Annotated in this window: 19 protein-coding genes; 14 read left to right on the forward strand and 5 right to left on the reverse strand. The window is 71.3% G+C overall.

The window, feature by feature from the left end; genetic code table 11:
• Nucleotides 1–65 precede the first annotated feature (65 nt).
• From IEY17_RS00240 to IEY17_RS00305, 14 genes are all read left to right on the forward strand, one after another.
• Complete coding sequence (locus IEY17_RS00240) at nucleotides 66–554, forward strand: DUF3180 domain-containing protein (protein WP_373289823.1); 489 nt, start codon at nucleotides 66–68, stop codon at nucleotides 552–554.
• A gap of 147 nt (nucleotides 555–701) precedes the next feature.
• Nucleotides 702–1,562, forward strand: coding sequence for a DUF6779 domain-containing protein (locus IEY17_RS00245; protein WP_188984142.1), 861 nt, complete (start codon nucleotides 702–704; stop codon nucleotides 1,560–1,562).
• 49 nt (nucleotides 1,563–1,611) lie between these two features.
• Entirely contained in the window at nucleotides 1,612–2,868 is a 1,257-nt protein-coding gene (locus tag IEY17_RS00250; protein ID WP_229679720.1) for a PrsW family intramembrane metalloprotease, read from the forward strand.
• A gap of 173 nt (nucleotides 2,869–3,041) precedes the next feature.
• Nucleotides 3,042–3,938, forward strand: coding sequence for a Rossmann-like and DUF2520 domain-containing protein (locus tag IEY17_RS00255; RefSeq protein ID WP_188984144.1), 897 nt, complete (start codon nucleotides 3,042–3,044; stop codon nucleotides 3,936–3,938).
• 43 nt (nucleotides 3,939–3,981) lie between these two features.
• Nucleotides 3,982–4,896 (forward strand): pantoate--beta-alanine ligase, encoded by a 915-nt coding sequence (gene panC, locus IEY17_RS00260; RefSeq protein WP_188984146.1) that lies wholly within the window; start codon nucleotides 3,982–3,984, stop codon nucleotides 4,894–4,896.
• Nucleotides 4,897–5,091: 195 nt separating this feature from the next.
• Nucleotides 5,092–5,568 (forward strand): aspartate 1-decarboxylase, encoded by a 477-nt coding sequence (gene panD / locus IEY17_RS00265; RefSeq protein WP_188984148.1) that lies wholly within the window; start codon nucleotides 5,092–5,094, stop codon nucleotides 5,566–5,568.
• 41 nt (nucleotides 5,569–5,609) lie between these two features.
• The gene (locus tag IEY17_RS00270) at nucleotides 5,610–6,416 is read left to right on the forward strand and encodes a type III pantothenate kinase (protein WP_188984150.1); all 807 of its coding nucleotides are present in this window, start codon (nucleotides 5,610–5,612) and stop codon (nucleotides 6,414–6,416) included.
• Between the two features lie 186 nt (nucleotides 6,417–6,602).
• The gene (gene lysS, locus IEY17_RS00275) at nucleotides 6,603–8,057 is read left to right on the forward strand and encodes a lysine--tRNA ligase (RefSeq protein WP_188985238.1); all 1,455 of its coding nucleotides are present in this window, start codon (nucleotides 6,603–6,605) and stop codon (nucleotides 8,055–8,057) included.
• Nucleotides 8,058–8,235: 178 nt separating this feature from the next.
• Entirely contained in the window at nucleotides 8,236–8,589 is a 354-nt protein-coding gene (locus IEY17_RS00280) for a histone-like nucleoid-structuring protein Lsr2 (protein ID WP_188984152.1), read from the forward strand.
• 245 nt (nucleotides 8,590–8,834) lie between these two features.
• Nucleotides 8,835–9,902: a FecCD family ABC transporter permease gene (locus IEY17_RS00285; RefSeq protein ID WP_188984155.1), complete on the forward strand. Its 1,068-nt coding sequence runs from the start codon at nucleotides 8,835–8,837 to the stop codon at nucleotides 9,900–9,902.
• 22 nt (nucleotides 9,903–9,924) lie between these two features.
• Complete coding sequence (locus IEY17_RS00290) at nucleotides 9,925–11,064, forward strand: FecCD family ABC transporter permease (RefSeq protein WP_188984157.1); 1,140 nt, start codon at nucleotides 9,925–9,927, stop codon at nucleotides 11,062–11,064.
• Nucleotides 11,061–11,942, forward strand: a complete 882-nt coding sequence (locus IEY17_RS00295) for an ABC transporter ATP-binding protein (protein WP_188984159.1) — start codon at nucleotides 11,061–11,063, stop codon at nucleotides 11,940–11,942. Before IEY17_RS00290 ends, IEY17_RS00295 begins: the two co-directional genes overlap by 4 nt.
• 226 nt (nucleotides 11,943–12,168) lie before the next feature.
• Entirely contained in the window at nucleotides 12,169–14,718 is a 2,550-nt protein-coding gene (locus IEY17_RS00300) for an ATP-dependent Clp protease ATP-binding subunit (RefSeq protein WP_188984162.1), read from the forward strand.
• Nucleotides 14,719–14,911: 193 nt separating this feature from the next.
• Complete coding sequence (locus IEY17_RS00305; protein ID WP_188984164.1) at nucleotides 14,912–15,904, forward strand: endonuclease/exonuclease/phosphatase family protein; 993 nt, start codon at nucleotides 14,912–14,914, stop codon at nucleotides 15,902–15,904.
• Nucleotides 15,905–16,007: 103 nt separating this feature from the next.
• Here IEY17_RS00305 and mhuD read toward each other — a convergent pair whose 3' ends face one another.
• The 5 genes from mhuD to IEY17_RS00330 form a co-directional block, all read right to left on the reverse strand.
• Nucleotides 16,008–16,316 (reverse strand): mycobilin-forming heme oxygenase MhuD, encoded by a 309-nt coding sequence (gene mhuD, locus IEY17_RS00310; protein ID WP_188984166.1) that lies wholly within the window; start codon nucleotides 16,314–16,316, stop codon nucleotides 16,008–16,010.
• 52 nt (nucleotides 16,317–16,368) lie between these two features.
• The gene (locus IEY17_RS00315) at nucleotides 16,369–18,309 is read right to left on the reverse strand and encodes a YhgE/Pip domain-containing protein (RefSeq protein WP_188984168.1); all 1,941 of its coding nucleotides are present in this window, start codon (nucleotides 18,307–18,309) and stop codon (nucleotides 16,369–16,371) included.
• Entirely contained in the window at nucleotides 18,306–18,962 is a 657-nt protein-coding gene (locus IEY17_RS00320; protein ID WP_188984170.1) for an ATP-binding cassette domain-containing protein, read from the reverse strand. The genes IEY17_RS00315 and IEY17_RS00320 overlap by 4 nt, the downstream gene beginning before the upstream one ends.
• Before the next feature lie 139 nt (nucleotides 18,963–19,101).
• Nucleotides 19,102–19,629, reverse strand: a complete 528-nt coding sequence (locus IEY17_RS00325) for a 2'-5' RNA ligase family protein (protein WP_188984172.1) — start codon at nucleotides 19,627–19,629, stop codon at nucleotides 19,102–19,104.
• Complete coding sequence (locus IEY17_RS00330) at nucleotides 19,629–20,516, reverse strand: HhH-GPD family protein (RefSeq protein WP_188984174.1); 888 nt, start codon at nucleotides 20,514–20,516, stop codon at nucleotides 19,629–19,631. Before IEY17_RS00330 ends, IEY17_RS00325 begins: the two co-directional genes overlap by 1 nt.
• Nucleotides 20,517–20,770 lie beyond the last annotated feature (254 nt).

The raw sequence follows: 20,770 nt of genomic DNA on the forward strand, positions 1-20,770 counted from the left end.
GTGGAGACTCAGGCCCATGCTCGCCCGCGGCTGGTGCCCCTCCGGCGAGGTGCGATCCTAAAGCTGTGGCACCGCGACACGCAGAGCACCTGACGTTCACCAAACCCCGGCACCTGGTGGCGGCCGGCTCGGTGGCGGCGGTGGTGGTCTTCCTGATCGCCCGGCTGGTGTACGGCGAGCTGCCACCGCTGCCCCTGCTGGCCGGGGCGACGCTGCTGCTGATCGCGTTCGTGGACGTGCTGCTGACGCTGAACATGCGGCCGCGGGTCAAACGGAAGCCGGGCACCGAACCGGTCGACGGGATCACCGCGGCCCGCGCCGTCGCACTGGCCAAGGCGTCTTCGCTGGCCGGGGCGATCATGGTCGGGGTGTGGATCGGCCTGCTGGCCTACCTGATGCCGCTCATCGCCACGATTGACGCGGCGCGGGCGGACACCACCGCCGCGGTGATCGGCCTGATCAGCGCGGCCGCCCTGATCGCGGCGGGCCTGTGGTTGGAGAACAGCCTGCGCAATCCCGACGAACCCGACGAGCCCCACGACGACGAAAACTGAAGGAGGCCGGGTCACGCGGCAGCACGGCGGGGGACCGCCCTCGCTGAGCCGTTCGGCCGCGCGCGGTGTAGGCCACACCGACCACAGTGGAGCCGGGTCTCTTGCCCTTGAGATCTCGAACTGATAACCGCCCGGTACCGTAAAGGCATGTCCGACCGCGGCAGTCCCGAGAACGAATCGCGCCGGGGGCCCTCGACCGGCCTGTGGGTCGGCGCGCTCGTGCTCGCCGCGGCGGCCACGGCGGTCCTGATCCTCAGCGACGACGCCCGCCTCCTGCGGCTTGGCCTGGTAGCCGCGCTGTGGGCGGCGTTGATCGGCGCGTTCGCCGTCGCCAAACTGCGGCACCGGGTGGCGGAGAGCGAGCAGCTGGCCGCGGAGCGGCAGCGCGTGTACGAGCTGGAGCTGGAGCGGGAGATCGCAGCGCGCCGCGAGTTCGAGCTGGAGGCCGAGGCGGAGGCCCGGCGGCGGGCCGCCGAGGAGGCCGACGGCGAGCTGAAGGCGCTGCAGGCGGAGCTGCGGCGGCTGCGCGACACGCTGGAGCAGGTCGTCGGCGGCGACGTGCTGTTCGAGCGAATCGCGTTGCGCGCGGAGTCCACACGGGTTCGGCCGATCCAGCCGGAGGGCGGCAAGGCCCTCGACACCCAGCTCGTCCAGCACCCGGCGGGGCCGGAGCTGCCCGCCGCGAACCCGGCGCCCGCCACGGGGCTGGTGGTCAGCCGGTCGTCCCACGAGCAGCCGCGGGACGAGCGCCGCGCCCGCCCGCACCCGCGCCCCAAGTCGCAGCAGGCCCGGCCGGTGCCGAACCGCCGCCCGGAGAAAACCCCGCAGGACCGCCCGGAACCGGCGCGCCGCCCCCAGGAGCCGCCGGTCAGCGGCACGCCCCAGGCCGAGCCGGTGGCGGAACCCGACCCGGCCGGCGCGCACGCGGACGGCACGTCGGTGAACGACCTGCTCGCTGCCTACGGCGGCGTGACCGACAAGCCGCGGCGTCGCCGCCGACGCACCTGACAGGTGACTATCCGGGCACTCCCGAACGCCCTTCAATAGGGTTCTGCCCGTGTCGAGACCTGATCATGGGGGGTCCGCCGCCGACTTCTCCGGCGCGCGCAGGCTCCAGACCCGGAAACACCACCTCGTCGGTTGGCCGATCGCCGGTCTCATCGTGCTCGGAATCTGCGGGCTGGCGATGGTCGGTGTCACCACGTCGAAGGTCGGCGTGCTGCCCGCGCTGGTCGGGGCGGCCGCCGCGCTGCTGCCGGTCGGCGTGGTGTTCGCGGCGATCGTCTGGATCGACCGCTGGGAGCCCGAGCCGCCGATGCTCCTGCTCGGCGCGTTCCTGTGGGGTGCCGGTGGTGCCACCGCGTGTTCTCTGCTGCTCAACGAGACCGTCCTCGGCATCGGCACCGCGCTGTTGGGCGCGCCGTCGGACCCGCGGTTCTTCGCCACGGCCGTGATCGGCCCGCTGGTGGAGGAGGCGGCGAAGGCGCTGTTCGTGGTCGCCTTGTGGTTCCGGCGCCGGTCGGAGTTCAACGGGATGGTCGACGGCATCGTGTACGCGGCGCTGACCGCGGCCGGATTCGCCTTCACCGAGAACATCCTGTACTTCGGCAAGGCGTTCGCCGCGGGCGGGATGGGCGGTTTCAGCGGTGGCGTGGTGGCCGTGTTCATCCTGCGCGGCGTGCTCGCGCCGTTCTCGCACCCGCTGTTCTCGGCGATGGTCGGCATCGGCATCGGGTTGGCGTCGCGGACGGACAACACGCGGCTGCGGCTGGTCTTCCCGGTGGCGGGCTACGTCGCGGCGGTACTGCTGCACGCGGTGTGGAACGCGGCGACGCTGCTCGGCGGCGAGGAGTTCCTCAACGTCTACTTCCTGATCATGGTGCCGATCTTCCTGGGCACGTTCTGGTTGGTGACCTGGCAGCGCAAGCGGGAGCAGCGGATCGTCATCCAGCAGCTGCCGCAGCTGGAGCGGGCCGGGCTGATCGTGCGCAGTGAGATGGAGATGCTGGCGACGCTCGCCGGGCGGCGCGGCTGGTTGCGCAAGGTGCGGCGCAGCGCCGGGCACGTGGCGGCGAAGGCGGTGCGGGACTACCAGATCGCCGTGACGGAGCTGGCGTTCCTGCAACACCGGGCGGCGCAGGGGCAGACCACGAGCGCCGCGCGGCGGGCAAGGCGGGAGAAGCTGATCGAGGAGCTGAAGGCGGCCCGGCGGTCGGCGGCCGGGACGCAGCAGGCGATCCAGACGGCCCGCATCAAGCTCGACGAGCTCACGCGGCGGGACATCCGCCGCCCGACCCAGCGGTCCCGCGACTGAGGAGCCACCGCACACCGGCTCGCGAAATCCAGGGACGAGTGCCGGGTGCTCCTCGGCCCGGTTCGCGTGGTTCTCGCCACCCGGAGGGCGCACCCGCCTGGTCGGCGGGCTACTCTCGCGCTGCTGTCTGGTACCCGCTCGGGACTGGAACGGTACGGGAGGACGACGTGGCGATGCCTGCTGGTCGCACGGGCCCCCGGCTGCGCGTGGGCGTGATCTCCGCGGGTCGGGTGGGTGCCGTGCTCGGCGCGGCCCTGCAGCGCGCCGGACACCACGTCGTCGCGGTCTCCGCGGTGTCCGACGCCTCGCTGCGGCGCGCCGAGTCGCTGCTGCCCGGCGTTGCCGTGCTGCCGCCCGACGAGGTCGCCAACCAGGCCGACCTGGTGCTGCTGGCCGTTCCCGACGACGCGATCGCCGGGCTGGTCCGCGGCCTGGTCGCCACCGGATCGCTGCGCAGCGGGCAGATCCTGGCGCACACCTCCGGCGCACACGGCGCATCCGTGCTGGCACCCGCCGAGGAGATCGGGGTGCTGCCGCTCGCGCTGCACCCGGCGATGACCTTCACCGGACGTCCCGAGGACGTCGAACGCCTCAGCAACGCCTGCATGGCCGTCACCGCCTCCGCGGACGAGGCGGGCTGGCACGTGGCCGAGGCACTGGCGCTGGAGCTGGGAATGGAGCCGGTGCGGGTACCGGAGGAGTCCCGCGGGCTCTACCACGCCGCCCTGGCGCACGGTGCCAACCACCTGATCACGCTGGTCAACGAGTGCGCGGAACTGCTGCGCCGGGCGGGCGTGGAGGTCGCCGACCGGGTCATGGCCCCGATCCTGTCGGCCTCCCTGGACAACGCGCTGCGGCTCGGCGACCGTGCCATCACCGGCCCGGTGATGCGCGGCGACGCCGGAACGGTCCGCGCGCACCTCGCCGCGCTGCGCGCCGCCGACCCCGAGGTCGTGCCCGGCTACCGGGAACTGGCCAGGCGCACCGCGACCCGTGCCGAGCAGACCGGCATCCTGCGCGCCGACGGCGCCGAAGCGGTCCGCGAGGCGCTGGACGAGGAGCTGCCGTGAGCGCGGGTGTTGAGCCGTCGAGACCATCGACACGGGAGTCGTGATGAGTGCATCCAACAGCGTGGGCGCCGGCCCGGGATACAGGCGGGGCGCGTTGACCGTGCACCGGCAGCCGGACGAACTGGCCAAGGTGACGCGGGCGCTGCGCGCCACCGGCCGCCGGATCCACCTGGTGCCGACCATGGGTGCGCTGCACCGCGGCCACCTGGAGCTCATCCGCCGCGCCCGGCGCGACGTCAACGCGGTGGTCGTCGTGTCGATCTTCGTCAATCCCCTGCAGTTCGGGCCGAACGAGGACTTCGAGCGCTACCCGCGCGCCTTTGAGTCCGATGTGGACGCCTGTGCGGAGGAGGGTGTGGAGCTGGTCTTCGCGCCGTCGGTGGAGGCGATGTACGGCCCGGATCCGCAGATCACCGTCCACTCCGGACCGCTGGGCGCCGAGCTGGAGGGCGCGTCCCGGCCCGGCCACTTCGACGGCGTGCTCACCGTGGTGCTCAAGCTGCTCAACATCGTGCGCCCGGATCTGGCGTTCTTCGGCGAGAAGGACTACCAGCAGCTGGTGCTGATCCGGCGAATGGTCCGCGAGTTGAACCTCGACGCCCGCATCCAGGGCATCCCCACCGTGCGCGAGCCGGAGGGGTTGGCGTTGTCCTCGCGCAACGCCTACCTCACCGCCGAGCAGCGGAAGGCGGCGCTGGCCCTGTCGGCGGCGCTCACCGCCGGGGCGCACGCCGGGCAGGCAGGTCCGGAGGCGGTGCTCAAGGCGGCGCGCGAGGTGCTGGCCACCGAGCCGTTGGTGGAGGTCGACTACCTGGAGCTGCGCGATCCCGAACTCGGCCCGGCTCCGGTCGGTGGGCAGGCCCGGCTGCTCGTGGCGGCCAAAGTCGGCACCACCCGGTTGATCGACAACGCGCTGGTGCTGCTGGGCAGCCCGGGCATCACCGGGGAGGCGCCATGAGCGGCACCGGCTCGTCCCGCGCTCACGTGAGCCGACCGGGCGCGGGTGAGGCCATGAGCGGTGTGGAGCCGGTGTGACGCCGAGGCGGCCCCGGGCGTCCGTCGTGGGCCAGCGGGCGTCGCGCACGATACCTTTGCGCACCCGTGCGGGGAGCACCTGGCGAATCGTTGCGGTATCAGCAGGAGGAGGTCTGCGATGTTCCGCACCATGCTGAAGTCCAAGATCCACCGGGCCACGGTGACCCAGGCCGACCTGCACTACGTCGGCTCGGTCACCGTGGACGCCGACCTGATGGACGCCGCGGACCTGCTGGAGGGCGAGCAGGTCGCGATCGTGGACGTGACCAACGGCGCGCGCCTGGAGACCTACGTGATCACCGGCGAGCGCGGCTCCGGCGTGATCGGCATCAACGGCGCCGCCGCGCACCTCATCAAGCCGGGGGACATCGTGATCCTGCTGTCCTACGGCGTGATGGACGAGATGGAGGCGCGTTCGGTGCGGCCGAAGATCGTCTTCGTCGACGCCGACAACAGGATCGTGGAGCGCGGGCAGGACCCGGGCCGCGCTCCGGAGGGCTCCGGGCTGGCCAGCTCGGCGGCAATCGCCGACCCGGCGGCCGAGACCGACGACGCCGCGAAGCTCGACGCGCTCCTGCAGCAGCCCGAGCACTGACCGGCGCACTGCCACCCGCGGAGAGAAGGGACGGACGTACGGTGCTGCTGGCCATCGACGTCGGGAACACCAACATCGTGCTCGGCCTGTACGCAGTCGGCCCGGAGGTCGCCGACGCCGAGCTGTCCACCACGCTCGTGCGGGACTGGCGGATGCGCACCGAACCGCGGATGACCGCCGACGAAATGGCCCTGACCATGCGCGGCCTGCTCGGCGACCACGCGGACCGCATCACCGGCATCGCGGCGCTGTCGACGGTGCCCGCCCTGCTCCGCGAACTGCGCGTCATGCTCGACCGGTACTGGAGCAAGCTGCCGCGGGTCGTGGTGGAACCCGGCGTGCGCACCGGGGTGCCGTTGCTGGTGGACAACCCGAAGGAGGTCGGGGCCGACCGGGTGATCAACACGCTGGCCGCGCACCACCTGTTCGCCACCAACTGCGTGGTGGTCGACTTCGGCACCTCGACCAACATCGACGTGATCTCCGCGAAGGGTGAGTTCCTCGGCGGTGCATTCGCGCCCGGCATCGAGATCTCGCTGGACGCACTGGCCGCCCGCGCCGCGCAGCTGCGGAAGGTGGAGCTGGTCCGGCCGCGCTCGGTGATCGGCAAGAACACCGTGGAGTGCCTGCAGTCGGGCATCCTGTTCGGCTTCGCCGGGCAGGTGGACGGCCTGGTGCGCCGGATCGTCGCGGAGCTGGAGACCAGCCACGGCGGCCCGACGACGGTGCTGGCCACCGGTGGGCTGGCGCCGCTGGTGGTCAGCGAGTCGACCACGATCGACCACCACGTCCCCGACCTGACCCTGCTCGGCCTTCGCCTGGTCTTCGCCCGCAATTTCGGCATCTGATCCGTCGAAGTGCAGGGCGTCGTCGACCGACCGGCGCCCACCACCCGTTTGGCGGTGCCGGCGGGAGAAGGTGCCTGGTCGTCAGGGGATCGGGGGCGATCCGTACCCTTGGTTGCCGTGACTGACCAGGACCGTTCCAACCCCCCGGCAACCAGCGCTGACGGCGTCGACGACCTGCCGGAACAGATGCGGATCCGGCGGGAGAAGCGGGAGCGCCTGCTCGATGCCGGAGTCGACCCCTACCCGGTGACCCTGCCCATCACGCACAGTCTCGCCGAGGTGCGCGCCGCCCACCCGGATCTGGAGCCCGACACCGCCACCGGTGACCGGGTCGGCGTCGCCGGCCGCGTGATGTTCCTGCGCAACACCGGGAAGCTCTGCTTCGCCACGCTGCGCGCCGGTGACGGCACCGAGCTGCAGGCCATGCTCAGCCTCAAGCAGGTGGGCGAGGACGCGCTGGCGTCCTGGAAGAGCAACGTCGATCTCGGCGACCACGTTTTTGTGCGCGGCGAGGTGATCACCTCGCGGCGCGGTGAGCTGTCGGTGATGGCCGACGAGTGGCGAATGGCGGCCAAGGCGCTGCGCCCGCTCCCGGTGATGCACAAGGAACTCGGCGAGGAAACGCGAGTCCGGCAGCGCTACGTCGACCTGATCGTGCGCAAGCAGGCCGCCGAGACGGTGCGCACCCGCGCTGCGGTGCAGCGGTCGTTGCGGCGTTCGTTCGAGCAGCGCGGCTTCATCGAGGTGGAAACCCCGATGCTGCAGACGCTGCAGGGCGGAGCCGCCGCGCGTCCGTTCGTGACGCATTCCAACGCCTTCGACATCGACCTGTTCCTGCGGATCGCGCCCGAGTTGTATCTGAAGCGGTGCGTTGTCGGCGGAATCGAAAAGGTTTTCGAGATCAACCGCAACTTCCGCAACGAGGGCAGTGATTCCTCCCACTCCCCCGAGTTCGCCATGTTGGAGTTCTACCAGGCGTATGCCGATTACAACGACATGGCGGAGCTGACCAGGACGTTGATCCAGGAGGCGGCCGAGGCCGTCACCGGCTCGCAGATCGTCACCTGGTACGACGGAACCGAGTACGACCTGTCCGGTGAGTGGACCTCGATCACGATGTACGGCTCGCTGTCGGAAGCCCTCGATTCCGAGATCACCCCGGAAACTCCGGTGGAGGTGCTGCGCAAGCACGCCGATGCGCACGGATTGCTGACCGATCCGGCACACGGGCACGGAAAGCTCGTCGAGGAGCTCTGGGAGCACCTGGTCGGGGATCATTTGACCGCGCCGACGTTCGTCCGCGACTTCCCGGTGGAGACCTCGCCGCTGACCCGCCAGCACCGCAGCGTTCCGGGCCTGGCCGAGAAATGGGACCTCTACGTCCGCGGCGTGGAGCTGGCCACCGGTTACTCCGAACTCGTGGACCCCGTCGTGGAACGGGAGCGGCTGGAGCGGCAGGCCGCGCTGGCCGCGGCCGGCGACGACGAGGCCATGCCGGTCGACGAGGACTTTCTGCGCGCGCTCGAGTACGGAATGCCACCCAGCGGTGGGGTCGGAATGGGTATCGACCGGTTGTTGATGGCGTTGACCGGTCTCGGTATCCGGGAGACGATCCTGTTCCCGTTGGTCCGCCCGGAATGACCCGATCAGGTCGGGTGGTGAAATTTGGGGGTCCGAGGTGAGTGCATTGTCGCAGTTACTGCGCTAACCTGTGCTCAGAATGGCGACGGCTATTGGAGCACGTGCCGGGGAGATGCCGCCACAGCAGTTGGTCGCTGTCCCGTTGATATGCACATTTTTGCTCCGGGGAGGACTTGAGATGGCGCAGAAGGTCACTGTCACGCTTGTTGACGATCTGGACGGCGGTCAGGCCGACGAAACCGTCGAGTTCGGATTGGACGGTGTCTCCTACCAGATCGACCTCTCCGCCGAGAATGCCGCCGAACTGCGCGAAGCGCTGGCCAACTACGTCTCCAACGCGCGGCGTGCGGGCGGGCGCAAGAAGCCGGGCCCGCGCCCGGGCGGCGGTGCGCGTTCCGGCGGTGGTTCCACCAGCGCGGACCGGGAGCAGAACCAGGCGATTCGGGAATGGGCTCGCAAGCGCGGCCTGAAGGTCTCGGACCGCGGTCGCATCCCGGCCGACATCGTGGAGCAGTACCACAAGGCGAACTGAACGGGTGCGATGCGGGGCGTTTGCCGGACCGGTCCGGTCGGCAAACGCCCCGCGTTGCGTTCGGATAACGCTATTCACCGCTTCCCAGTTGGATTCTCGGCTTCGTTGAGGCGATGCCGGCGGCCCCCGCGGGCCGGGCTCGGTCGCGGCGTGTGACGGCGGACATCACGTCCCACCCTGTACGGCTACTCTTAGGTGGGCCTAACCTAAGTGTCGTCCGGGTGATCTGCAGAGGGAGTGGGACGTTGAGTCGCAGCGTGGCCGTCAGCAGCCCTCGCGCACCCGGGCAGGTGTCTGGTGGCGCGCGTCTGCGGCAGCGCCGGCGCCGCCGCGTTGTCGGCATCGCCGCCCTGACCGCCGCGCTCGGGGTCAGCTGCGTGCTCAGCGTGGTGATCGGGGCCAAGACGATCCCGCTGCACGACGTGTGGAACGCGCTGGTCGCGCCCACCGGCACCGAGAACGACCTGATCATCCGCGAACTGCGGGTGCCGCGCACGATCGTCGGCGTCCTGGCCGGCGTCGCGCTCGGCCTGGCGGGCGCGCTGATGCAGGGCCACACCCGCAACCCCATCGCCGACCCCGGCATCCTCGGCATCACCCAGGGCGCGGCCGTCGCGGTGGTGCTGTCCGTCTACACCTTCGGCATCACCAGCCTGGTGGGCTTCATCTGGTTCGGTTTCGCCGGCGCGCTGCTGGGGGCACTGGCGGTGTTCGCCATCGGCTCGCTGGGTCGCGGCGGCCCGACTCCGGTGACGCTCGCGCTGGCCGGCACCGCGATCAGCCACCTGCTGCAGGCGATCACCTCGGCGCTGGTGATCACCGACCAGCAGAGCCTGGACACCTACCGGTTCTGGAAGGTCGGCTCCATCGCCATCACCGACGCCTCGGTGATCCCGCAGGTGCTGCCGTTCCTGGTGGTGGGCGCGGTGGTGGCGCTGGCCAACGCCGCCAGCCTCAACGCGCTGGCGCTGGGCGAGGATGTGGCCCGCTCGCTGGGGCACCGCGTGCAGTGGGCCCGCCGGGCAGGCATCGCCGCGATCGCGGTGCTGGTCGGCGGCGCGGTCGCGATCTGCGGGCCGATCGGGTTCGTCGGGCTGATCGTGCCGCACGTGGCCCGGTACTTCACCGGCGCCGACTACCGCTGGCTGCTGCCGTTCGCCGGGTTGATGGGCGCGTCGCTGGTGCTGCTGGCCGACGTGCTCGGCCGGATGGTCGCGCGGCCCGCCGAAGTGCAGGTCGGGGTGATGCTGGCGATGGTGGGCGCACCGTTTTTCATCGCACTCGTGCGCCGGAGGAAGTTGGTGCGGTTGTGACCACCACCACCATGGAGGCGTCATGAGCGATACTCGCTCGTCTCGCGCTCATGAAAGCCGACCGGGTGCGGGTGTCCCGCAGGGCACCCTGCCGGCTGGGAAGATCGCCGGTCGGCGACCGGTCCGGATCGGTCCGTTCTCCGGTGTGCTGCGCTGGCGGCCCCTGGCGGCGCTGCTCGGCTCCCTGGCGGTGCTGGTGGCGGTCTTCGTGCTCAACGTGGGCCTTGGCGAGTACCAGATCAGCCCGGGCGAGGTGCTCGCCACGCTGCTCGGCGGCGGCGACCGGGCCCAGCAGATCATCATCTGGGAACTGCGGCTGCCGCGGTCGCTGACCGGTCTGCTGGTCGGCGCGGCGCTCGGCCTGGCCGGCGCGATCATGCAGGCCATCGCGCGCAACGCGCTGGCCAGTCCGGACATGCTGGGCATCACGTGGGGGGCGGGCACCGCGGCGACCGCGGTGATCGTGCTCGGCGGCACCGCGGGCAGCGTGGCGGGCGCGCTGGCGAACGTCGGGCTTCCGCTGGTGGCGCTGGCTGGTGGCCTGGTCACGGGTCTCGCGGTGTACCTGCTGGCCTACAACCGCGGCGTGGACTCGTTCCGGCTGGTGCTGGTGGGCGTCGGGATGAGCGCGCTGGCGGGCAACGCGACGTACTGGCTGCTCACCATCGGCGACGTCAACGACGCGGGCCGGGCGCTGGTGTGGCTGACCGGCAGCCTCAACGCACGCGGCTGGGAGCACGTGATCCCGGTCGGCATCGCCCTGGTGGTGCTGGTGCCGCTGACGCTGGTCGGCGCGCACGTGCTCGGCGCGCTGCAGTTCGACGACGACACGGTGCGCGGGCTCGGCGTGCGGATGGACCTGGCGCGCGGCACGCTGCTGCTGGCCGCGGCGGCGCTGGCCTCGATCGCCACCGCGGCCGCCGGGCCGATCCAGTTCGTCGCACTGGCCACGCCGCAGATCGCGCTGCGCCTCGCGCGCACCTCGCGCCCGCCGCTGCTGACCTCCGTCGCGCTCGGCGCGGCGCTGGTCGTCGGGGCTGACGTGATCTCGCGGACCGCGTTCGGCTGGCTGGAGCTGCCGGTCGGCATCGTCACCGCGATCCTGGGCGCCCCGTACCTGATCTACCTGCTCGTCCGCCGCTACCAGGAGGTCCGCGCATGACCGCATCCGCCACGTCCCGCGACCGTGCCACGGCCGTCGAGGGCGACGGTCGGCATCGGCTGCACGCCCGCGACCTGCGGTTGGCCTACGGCGACCGGGTGATCGTCGACGGCCTGGACTTCGACGTCGTCGACGGCACCATCACCGCGGTGATCGGCCCGAACGGATGCGGCAAGTCGACGCTGCTGCGTGCTCTGGGGCGGTTGTTGCAGCCGCAGCGTGGCAGTGTGCTGCTGGACGGTAAGCAGATCCACAAGATGTCCACCAAGGAGGTCGCCCAGGTGCTCGGCGTGCTGCCGCAGTCCCCGGTGGCCCCCGAGGGCCTGACCGTGGCGGACCTGGTTGCCCGCGGTCGCCACCCGCACCAGACCTGGTACCGGCAGTGGTCCTCCGATGACGAGACCGCGGTGGCCGAGGCGCTGGGCATGACCGGCATCAGCGACCTCGCCGACCGCACCCTCGACGAGCTCTCCGGTGGCCAGCGGCAGCGCGCCTGGCTGTCCATGGCGCTGGCACAGGGCACCGACCTGCTGCTGCTCGACGAGCCGACCACCTACCTTGACCTCTCCCATCAGGTGGACGTGCTGGAGCTGGTCGGGCGGTTGCACGACGAGAGCGGACGTACCGTCGTGATGGTGCTGCACGACCTCAACCTCGCCGCCCGGTACGCCGACCGGCTGGTCGCCATGAAGGACGGCGCGATCGTCGCGGAGGGTGAGCCCGGTGCGGTGCTCACCGAGGATCTGCTGGCCGAGGTGTTCGGTCTGCACGCGCGGGTGATACCTGATCCCGTGGCGGGTACCCCGATGGTGGTACCGATCGGCGGCCGGCGCGGTGCGGCCCCCGATCAGGCCAGTTCGGAGGGCTGTTCGCGCTGAGCGGACAGGTCCATTCGACGTGCCCGCAGCCGGAATCCCGCAGGCCAGCGGACCGTTGGACAGGGTGCCGGACCAGAATGTGGGCAGTTGGCAGTGGCGGGCACGGACCGCGACCGGGTGGGGCTACTACAGTGGTCCTACAGAGTGCTGAACCCGTCGTGGGCATCGGCGATGCAGGAGCCGTGTCCGGGAACGAGACCGCCGGCGCAGCAGTCAGGGAGTGCGAATGTTCGAGAGGTTCACCGACCGCGCGAGGCGGGTGGTTGTCCTGGCTCAGGAAGAGGCCAGGATGCTCAACCACAACTACATCGGCACCGAGCACATTCTCCTGGGCTTGATCCACGAGGGTGAGGGTGTCGCCGCCAAGGCGTTGGAGTCGCTGGGTATCGCGCTTGAGGGCGTGCGCCAGCAGGTCGAGGAAATCATCGGCCAGGGGCAGCAGGCCCCCAGCGGACACATCCCGTTCACCCCGCGGGCCAAGAAGGTGCTGGAGCTGTCACTGCGCGAGGCGCTGCAGCTCGGCCACAACTACATCGGCACCGAGCACATCCTGCTCGGCCTGATCCGGGAGGGCGAGGGCGTCGCCGCGCAGGTGCTCGTCAAGCTCGGTGCGGACCTCAACCGGGTGCGCCAGCAGGTCCTCCAGCTGCTGTCCGGCTACCAGGGCAAGGAGCCCGCGGAGGCTGGTGGCCGCGGCGAGGGCACGCCATCGTCGTCGCTGGTGCTGGACCAGTTCGGCCGCAACCTCACGCAGAGCGCCCGCGAGGGCAAGCTCGACCCGGTGATCGGTCGCGAGAAGGAGATCGAGCGGATCATGCAGGTCCTCTCGCGGCGCACCAAGAACAACCCGGTGCTGATCGGCGAGGCGGGCGTCGGCAAGACGGCCGTCGTGGAGGGCCTGGCCCAGAAGGTCGTCAAGGGCGAGGTGCCCGAGACGCTGAAGGACAAGCAGCTCTACACCTTGGACCTGGGTTCGCTGGTCGCCGGCTCCCGGTACCGCGGTGACTTCGAAGAGCGCCTGAAGAAGGTGCTCAAGGAGATCAAGACCCGCGGCGACATCATTCTGTTCATCGACGAGATCCACACGCTGGTCGGCGCGGGCGCCGCCGAGGGCGCGATCGACGCGGCGAGCATCCTCAAGCCGATGCTGGCCCGCGGCGAGCTGCAGACCATCGGCGCCACCACGCTCGAGGAGTACCGCAAGTACGTCGAGAAGGACCCGGCCCTGGAGCGCCGGTTCCAGCCGATCCAGGTCGGTGAGCCGTCGTTGCAGCACACCGTCGAGATCCTCAAGGGCCTGCGGGACCGCTACGAGGCGCACCACCGGGTGTCGATCACCGACTCCGCGCTGGTGGCCGCGGCCAGCCTGGCCGACCGCTACATCAACGACCGGTTCCTGCCGGACAAGGCGATCGACCTGATCGACGAGGCCGGCGCCCGGATGCGGATCCGCCGCATGACCGCGCCGCCGGACCTGCGCGAGTTCGACGAGAAGATCGCCGAGGTCCGCCGCGAGAAGGAGTCCGCGATCGACGCGCAGGACTTCGAGCGGGCCGCCCGCCTGCGGGACGAGGAGAAGCAGCTCCTCGGCCAGAAGGAGGAGCGGGAGAAGCAGTGGAAGGCCGGTGACCTGGACGTGGTCGCCGAGGTTGACGACGAGCAGATCGCCGAGGTGCTGGCCAACTGGACCGGTATCCCGGTGTTCAAGTTGACCGAGGAGGAGACCACCCGGCTGCTCCGGATGGAGGAGGAGCTGCACAAGCGGATCATCGGTCAGGACGATGCGGTCAAGGCCGTGTCGCAGGCGATCCGCCGCACGCGTGCCGGGTTGAAGGACCCGAAGCGCCCGTCGGGTTCGTTCATCTTCGCCGGCCCGTCCGGGGTGGGGAAGACCGAGCTGTCCAAGGCGTTGGCGGAGTTCCTGTTCGGCGACGACGACGCGCTCGTCCAGATCGACATGGGCGAGTTCCACGACCGCTACACCGCATCGCGGCTGTTCGGCGCCCCGCCCGGGTACGTCGGCTACGAGGAGGGCGGCCAGCTCACCGAGAAGGTGCGGCGCAAGCCGTTCTCGGTGGTGTTGTTCGACGAGATCGAGAAGGCGCACCAGGAGATCTACAACACGCTGTTGCAGGTGTTGGAGGATGGGCGCCTCACCGATGGCCAGGGTCGCACGGTGGACTTCAAGAACACGGTGCTGATCTTCACCTCGAACCTGGGCACGCAGGACATCTCCAAGGCGGTGGGGCTGGGCTTCTCCAGTGGCCAGGGGGCTGACTCCAACTACGAGCGGATGAAGGCCAAGGTCCACGAGGAGATGAAGAAGCACTTCCGGCCGGAGTTCCTCAACCGCATCGACGATGTGATCGTCTTCCACCAGCTGACCGAGGCCCAGATCATCCAGATGGTCGACCTGCTGTCGAGCCGGGTGGAGAAGGCGCTCAAGAGCAAGGACATGGCTCTGGAGCTGACCGAGAAGGCGAAGAAGCTGCTGGCCAAGCGCGGGTTCGACCCGGTGCTGGGTGCGCGGCCGCTGCGCCGGACGATCCAGCGGGAGATCGAGGACAAGCTGTCGGAGAAGATCCTGTTCGGCGAGTTGGAGCCGGGCCAGATCGTGATCGTGGACGTCGAGGGCTGGGACGGCGAGGGCGCCGACGACAAGGCGCAGTTCACCTTCCGCGGCGAGCCGAAGCCGTCGCTGGTCCCGGACACCCCGCCGGTCGCGGTCTCGGCGGGTTCGGACGAGAAGCAGGAGGGCAACTCCGAATCGGAGTGACCTCGCACGACCGCAGCGGCCCCCGTTCCCTCCCCGGGAGCGGGGGCCGCTGGCGTGTCCTCAGCGAGTCATCTGCGCGTCCACCACGGCGGCGCTTGGCGGGGCATCGTTCGGGCGCGGTGCGCGGCGGCCCAGGCCCGTGTATTGGTGGACTTCGGACACTTACTCGTTTCAGGGGACGGAGGACCAGGCCGTGCTGGTGGAGCCGGAACATGACTCGCTGCCGCGGCGCGAACACAGGGGAGCAGCGGTCAGCGCGGTGCTGTCAACGGCCGCAGTCGGCTTCCTGGCGTGGGCCGCGCTGCCGCTGTTCGGGCTGGAGTCGAACCGCTACGCCATCGCGCTGGTGGCGTTGACGCAGTACGCGGCCGTGGCGGGGATCTCGCTCGCGCTGCTGGCGCTGCTGCTGCGCCGGTGGCTGACCGCGCTGGTGGTCGGCCTGGTCAGCGCCGCGCTGGCGTACTCCGTCGTGCCGCGGGCGATCCCCGATTCGGCGCGGGCGGCGGAGGGCGTGCCGCTGCGGGTGCTGTCGCTGAACGCCTACGTCGGGCAGGCCGATGCGGCGCAGGTGGTGGACCTGGTGCGGCGCAACCAGGTGGACGTGCTCAGCCTGCAGGAACTGACCCCGCAGCTGGTCGCCGCGCTGGACGCCGCCGGGCTCGCCGGACTGCTGCCGTACCGGGTGTTCCACGCGGGGCCGAAAGCGGACGGGTCCGGGATCGCCTCCCGGTATCCGCTGCGGGAGTTGTCGCTGGTGCCGCCGACGACGCTGGCCCAGCCGTCGGCGCTGGTGGACGTACCCGGGGCGCGCGACGTCGAGTTCGTGGCGGTGCACCCGCTGTACCCGATGGGGCGCGGCACGGCGGATGTGTGGGACCGGGAGCTCGCCGCGCTGCCGCAGCCGTCGCTCGACGGCAGGCGGCGCGTGTTGGCCGGGGATTTCAACGCCACGCTCGACCACGCTCGCCTCAGGGAGCTTCTCGACCGCGGCTACACCGACGCGGGCGCGTCCACCGGTGGCGGGTTGAGCCCGACCTGGCCGGGGCAGGGCGCGTGGTTCCCGCCGCCAGTCACGATCGACCACGTGCTGGTCGGCGGGGGCGTCTCGGTCAACGCCTACCGGGTGTTCGACGTCGCGGGAACCGACCACCGCGCGATCTTCGCTCACCTCACCCTCACCGGGTGAGCGGCCCTGCGCGCAGCCTCCCGCGAACGCAACTCGTCCGGGTGACACCGCGATCCCCCTGGACATCGCCGCCCGCGGGAGGCGCGGCCGAGGCGCCCGGTCGTCACTTCTCCGGATGGGACTCCTGGACGACCTCGAACTCCAGCAGGCTCGCCCCGGTGGACACCGGGTTCTTCGCCTCACCGGCGTGCGCGGCCTTCGCCGGGCCGTTGGCCCAAGCCTGGAACGCCTCCTCCGACTCCCACTTCGTGTACACGAAGTACCGGTTGTCGCCCTTGACCGGGCGCAGCAGCTCGAAGCCGAGGAAGCCCGGCGCGTTGTCCACCGCGCCGTGCCGGGCGGCGAACCGCTTCTCCAGCTCGGGCCCCGCGCCCTCGGGCACCTCGATCGCGTTGATCTTCACAACAGCCATGCCCCCAGGCTAATCACCGGGCCGGGTGACCGCCGTTGTGATCTGCCACCGCTCAAAGCTGGATCCGCGGGTGCAGGCGGCCGACCGTCCAGGTCCGCTGGTGCCGCACGACGAGCGCGGTCAGGATCAAAAAGACCCCGAGGAACCCGGCCAGCACCGCCGCGTCGCGCAGCAGGTGCTCGACAAGCCCACCGGAGATCGTCACCCGCAGCCCGTCGACCAGGTACGTCATCGGCAGCAGTGGGTGCACCGCCTGGAACGGCGCCGGTGTGGTCTCCATCGGGTACAGCCCGCCGCAGGCGGTGAGCTGGATGATCAGCAGCACCAGCGACAGCAGGTCGCCGACCGCGCCGAGGGCGGTGCGCAGGAAGTGGGTGATGGCCACGAACGCGACCGCGGCCAGCGCGAGGAGCCCGAGCGTCCACCACAGGTGCACCGGGTCGAGCCCGAGCCCGAGGTCCACCACCGCGCACAGCACCAGCGCACCGAGCACACCCAGCGTCGCGGCCGGCAGGAACCCGGCCAGCGCGATGGTCCAGGCGCTGACCCGGTCGGCCAGCGCGCGCAGGTTCACCGGCTTGAGCAGCAGGTACGCGGACAGCCCGAAGACCCACAGGGCGATCGCGAAGAAGAACGGCGCCAGGCCGCGCCCGTAGACGTGCGCCGAATTGAGGTTCTCGTCGTGGATCTCCGTCGGCGAGCCGAGCACGTCGGCCGCCCGCGCGACCTCGGTGGGATTGGTCGGCGGGATCTTGCCGAGCGTGTCGTCGACCAGCCCCTGCAGCGCCTTCGCGCCGTCGTTGAGCTGCCCCGCACCGTTCTGCAGCAACCCGCTGCTGGCCACCAGCGTGTCCAGCCCGTTGGTGATCCCGTTGGCCCCACCCGCGAGCTCCGCGGCGCCGGCGCGCAGCGTGTCGGCCGGGGCGGTGATGCCGCGGACCTGGTTCTGCAGCGGCCCGATGTTGTTCTGCAGGTCCACCGCCTGCCGGTGGGCGTCCTGTGCGGTGGTCAGCGCCTGCTGGGCGTCCCGGTCGGCGGCCCCGGCGGCGTCGGCGACGCTGCGCGCGGTGTCCAGGGCCCGCTGGTAGCCGGGGTCCTGCGCCAGTTCCGGGTGCCGCTGTCCGAGCTCCTCGACCGCAGCCCGGCCCTCTCCGGCCCGCTGGGCGAGGAAACCGGTCGTGGTCCTGATCGCGGACAGGCTGTTGACCGCGACGTGGCCGGCGTTGACCAGGGCGTTGACCGCGCCCGGGAGCCGTTCGGCGGTGATCGCGTTGACCGCGGACAGCTGCTGGTCGAGCTGTGCGGTCGCGTCGGAGATGTCCCGCACCCCGCGGGTGATCTGCCCGGTCCCGTCGCGCACCCCGCCGAGCCCCCGGGTCAGCGCCGCGGCGCCCTGCCTGCTCAGGTCGGTGCCCTGCACGAGCTGCCGCGCCGCCTCCGAGGCCCGTTGCAGCTTCTCTCGCACCGCCCCGAGCTCGCCGTAGAGGGCGCGGGCGTAGGTGGCGTGCGCCGCGGCGTTGATCTGGTTCTGCAGCTCGGAGTGCACCGTGTCGGCCATGATTCCGACGAGGTAGCCGTGGGCGTCGTTCTTGACGATCCGCAGCGCGGCCCGCTGCGGGGTGCGCTGCGCCGCGCTCGCCAGCTTCGCGCTGAAGTCGGTGGGCACCTCGATGGTGAAGTAGTAGCGGCCCTGCTCCAGGCCGCGGCGGGCCTCCGCCCGGTCCACGAAGTGCCAGTCGAAGAGGTCGGTGGCCCTGAGCTGGCGCACGAACTGTTCGCCCGCGTTGATGTGCTCGCCGTGGCTGTCCACCGGCACGTCGGAGTTGACCACGGCGACGGGCACCTGGCTCAGCCGCCCGTAGGGGTCCCAGTTCGACCACAGGTACAGCGACCCGTACAGCAGCGGGACGAGCACCAGCACGAGCGGCACGAGGCGGCGCAGCGGTCCGCGGAAGCGCCGGAGTTCCAGCCAGGCCAGCCTGATCGCGTTCACCGGGCGCCCTCCCGCCGGTCGAGTGTGTTCGCGGGCAGGCGGATCACCGCCGCGTCGCCCGACGGTGGGTCGGTCGCGGTGGCCAGCACCGTCGTCCCGGTGCGGGTGACCTCGCGCAGCGCGGCCCACACCCGGGAGCGCGCGGCGAGCGGTAGCCCCGCGTCGACGTCGTCGACGAGGATGCCGCTCGGGGTTCCGGCGGCGGTCAGCGCGACGGCCAGCAGCAGCTGGTCGGCCGGGTGCAGGTCGCCGACGAGCGCGGCGCGGTCCGGATCGATGCCGACCAGAGCGAGCGCACCCGCGACGGCCTCGTGGGAAGCACCGCTGATCAGCCGCCGTTCGGTGATGGCTTCGCGGACCCGGTGTCGGTCCTCCAGTTCGCAGCCCGGGCGCAGCCGCGCCGGGCGGATCAGCTGGCGCACCGCAGCGGCCTGCGCGGGCAGGACGTGCCCGGAGACCTCCAGGTGACCGGCGACCAGCCGGAGCCGGCCGGACAGGGCCAGCAGCAGCGACGTGCGGCCCGAGCCGCCGGGACCGGCGATCACGGCCAGTTCGCCGGGCTCGACGCGCAGGTCGAGGTTGGCGAACACGACACCTTCCGGGCCGCACGCGGCGATCCCGCGGGCGAGGATGTTCACGCCGTCGACGTCCATACCCCCTCCACGCGTTGCTAGGACTGCCCGGTCCAAAGTGGCCGCCCGCGGCAAGCCGGGCAACTCGTAGCCAGCGTCTACAGTGGAGGGGATTTCCGCTTCTGCCTGAACTCGGAAACGCCACCCGGGTGAAATCTGCTCAGCGGGAGGTGAGGACCTCCACCTCTCCGGTGCGGGTGTCGGTGATGCCGATCTCGCTGATCGACGCGCGCACCGGCTCCACCGGTTGCAGCGCCCGGAAACCCGCCGCCAGCTGGTCCGCGGAAACGCCCTGCGCCAGCGCGCAGTGCGGAATCCACGCGCCCGGGAAGTAGTACGCGGACGGGTTCCGCACCCGGCCCGCCAGCGCGTCGTGCACCGCGGAATGCACCGCCAGCAGCTCGGTGTCCACCACCGCGCCCAGCAGCAGCATCCGCTCCTCGCCCGGGACGGTGCCCAGGGTGTGCAGCCAGAGGTCCGGAATGGACAGCAGTTCCAGCTCGCCGCGCAGCGACCTGCGCGCCGCGGCCGGGATCGTCCCGGCGACCGCCAGCGTCACGTGCGGGCGGTGCCTGCCGTGCGTGCGAGAGGCGACGCTCGGCACCCCCGCCGTATCCAGCCGCCGCCACAACGCCCGCACCGCGGCGTCCGCCGCGTCGTCGAAGAAGAAGTCCAGCGCGTGCGCCATCAGTGCTCGCCGGGGAGCGCGAAGCGGCCGTCGTCGGTTTGCTCGATCAGGCCGTCCACCAGCAGCGAATCCAGGCAGCGGTCCCGCTGACCGGCGTCCGACCACACCGCGTCCAGCTGCTCCCGCGTCACCGGACCGGTCGAGCCGCGCAGCACGTCCAGCAGCTTGCCGCGCACCTGCCGGTCGGTCCCGGCGAACTTCTGCACCTTCTTCGGCGGCCCGGCGTAGGCCGGCCGGCCCGCGTGCTGCCAGGCGCAGTCATGCGCGATCGGGCAGGTGTCGCACAGCGGCGACCGGACGGTGCACACGACCTGCCCGAGCTCCATCAGCGCGGCGGACAGCTTCGCCGCGGTCGCGTTGTCGGCGGGCAGCAGCGCCTCGACGTCGGCCAGGTCGCGCTTGGTCGAGGGCGGACCCGCGTCGCCGGCACCGTGCACGGCCCGCGCGACCACGCGGCGGACGTTCGTGTCCACCACCGGAGCCCGCCTGCCGTACGCGAAAGCCGCAACCGCCCGGGCCGTGTAGGCGCCGACCCCCGGCAGGGTGAGCAGCGTGTCGACGTCCGACGGGACGACGTCGCCGTGCTCGTTCGCGATGATCGCGGCGGCCTCGTGCAGGCGCAGCGCGCGGCGCGGGTAGCCGAGCTTGCCCCAGGCGCGTAGCACCTCGCCCTGCGACTCGGCGGCGAGGTCGGACGGCCGCGGCCAGCGGCGCATCCACTCCTCCCAGATCGGCTGCACCCGGTTGACCGGTGTCTGCTGCAGCATCGTCTCGCTGACCAGCACGCCCCAGCCGGTCGTGCCGGGGGCGCGCCACGGCAGCGGGCGGGCGGTGGCGGCGAACCAGTCGATCAGCTCGACGGGATTGAGTGCGGGGGTGGTCTTCATGGCACCGACGATCCTGCCAGGTGCCCCGATCGGTGGGAAAAGACCTCCGCGCGGATCACCGCCCGTGGAGCCACGAGGGCCGTGGCCACCAGCGACGACGCCCGCCCCGGGCGGGGTGCGGTGTCGCGCGCGATGTGCCGTCATCCGGGTGAATGCAGGTGCCCCAGAACTGGGGCTGTTGGGGCTGGTGCGTTCCATGATGCGCCCGATCGGACGATGTTCTGCGCCGCGTGATGGAGTAGTCGCCGGGTTAC

The sequence above is a fragment of the Saccharopolyspora thermophila genome (assembly GCF_014646075.1).
GTDB lineage: Bacteria > Actinomycetota > Actinomycetes > Mycobacteriales > Pseudonocardiaceae > Saccharopolyspora > Saccharopolyspora thermophila.

Excerpts from the sequence above, each read along its gene's own strand:
- IEY17_RS00245 (WP_188984142.1), top strand. The coding sequence starts at position 702 with ATGTCCGACCGCGGCAGTCCCGAGAACGAATCGCGCCGGGGGCCCTCG.
- IEY17_RS00255 (WP_188984144.1), top strand. The coding sequence starts at position 3,042 with ATGCCTGCTGGTCGCACGGGCCCCCGGCTGCGCGTGGGCGTGATCTCC.
- panC (WP_188984146.1), top strand. The coding sequence starts at position 3,982 with ATGAGTGCATCCAACAGCGTGGGCGCCGGCCCGGGATACAGGCGGGGC.
- panD (WP_188984148.1), top strand. The coding sequence starts at position 5,092 with ATGTTCCGCACCATGCTGAAGTCCAAGATCCACCGGGCCACGGTGACC.
- lysS (WP_188985238.1), top strand. The coding sequence starts at position 6,603 with ATGCGGATCCGGCGGGAGAAGCGGGAGCGCCTGCTCGATGCCGGAGTC.
- IEY17_RS00280 (WP_188984152.1), top strand. The coding sequence starts at position 8,236 with ATGGCGCAGAAGGTCACTGTCACGCTTGTTGACGATCTGGACGGCGGT.
- IEY17_RS00290 (WP_188984157.1), top strand. The coding sequence starts at position 9,925 with ATGAGCGATACTCGCTCGTCTCGCGCTCATGAAAGCCGACCGGGTGCG.
- IEY17_RS00295 (WP_188984159.1), top strand. The coding sequence starts at position 11,061 with ATGACCGCATCCGCCACGTCCCGCGACCGTGCCACGGCCGTCGAGGGC.
- IEY17_RS00300 (WP_188984162.1), top strand. The coding sequence starts at position 12,169 with ATGTTCGAGAGGTTCACCGACCGCGCGAGGCGGGTGGTTGTCCTGGCT.
- mhuD (WP_188984166.1), bottom strand. The coding sequence starts at position 16,316 with ATGGCTGTTGTGAAGATCAACGCGATCGAGGTGCCCGAGGGCGCGGGG.
- IEY17_RS00320 (WP_188984170.1), bottom strand. The coding sequence starts at position 18,962 with ATGGACGTCGACGGCGTGAACATCCTCGCCCGCGGGATCGCCGCGTGC.
- IEY17_RS00325 (WP_188984172.1), bottom strand. The coding sequence starts at position 19,629 with ATGGCGCACGCGCTGGACTTCTTCTTCGACGACGCGGCGGACGCCGCG.
- IEY17_RS00330 (WP_188984174.1), bottom strand. The coding sequence starts at position 20,516 with ATGAAGACCACCCCCGCACTCAATCCCGTCGAGCTGATCGACTGGTTC.